The sequence below is a fragment of the Proteiniclasticum sediminis genome (genome assembly GCF_018128025.1).
Classification (GTDB): domain Bacteria; phylum Bacillota; class Clostridia; order Clostridiales; family Clostridiaceae; genus Proteiniclasticum; species Proteiniclasticum sediminis.
The window spans coordinates 1-741 of record NZ_JAGSCS010000069.1 but is presented as its reverse complement, the minus strand read 5'-3'; the positions used below and the strand labels follow the sequence as shown (position 1 = coordinate 741).

Here is a 741-nt window from a genome sequence, read left to right as displayed (position 1 = left end):
ATTGAGCATCACCTTGGTCTTGATCTTGGTCAGATCCTTGGGTACAGGGACATAGGCCACAGGCTTTCCTCCTTTCGTTTAGTGGGCATTGAAGATGGATTTGGCAAGACTTCCAGTCTTGAACAGGGTGAAGCAGAGAAGAACCGTATATCCCAATGTGGTCCAGACAGCCTTAATGATGTCGGTTTCCGTGGCAATGTTCTGCACCAGGACGGCATAGATACCGACGCAGACCATGATGAGGAAGGCCTGGAAGGCCAGGGCCAAAAGAGAGCGAAGATAATTCTGTCCCATACCGCCCCATTCCCGGTTGACCATGGTGGCCATGGGGATGGGCCCTACCGACGTGACCAGATAGATCTCGATCATGCGGCCATAGATGACCAGGAAAATACAGATACTCAGGGCTTGCATGGTAAAGCCAATGAACAGGCTCTGAAACCAGAGTCCGAAGAGCGGACCCAGTTCCATGGCGCTCAGCCTTGTCTGAAGGTCAGCCACTGTGGTGGCTAGATCCACCGAGGCGTCCGCTGAAATGACGCCGGAAGCGCTGTTGACTACAGACTGTGCCATATCGAAGATGCCCATGACGATATCAAAGGTATGGGTGACCAGAAGGACGGCCACAAAGGTTTTAAAGATCCATTTGAAAAAGATCCAGGTGTCGATGTCATGAAGATTATTCCGGTCGATGACCATTTGGATGAGCTCGTAGGTCATCACAAAGGCAAGGATCACGCC

At 51.6% G+C, this 741-nt stretch carries 1 protein-coding gene; it reads right to left on the bottom strand.

What is annotated here, in order from left to right; translation table 11 throughout:
* Positions 1–78 precede the first annotated feature (78 nt).
* Positions 79–741: VirB6/TrbL-like conjugal transfer protein, CD1112 family (locus KCG48_RS15160; RefSeq protein WP_211802898.1), on the bottom strand; the 663-nt coding region annotated here is incomplete at its 5' end.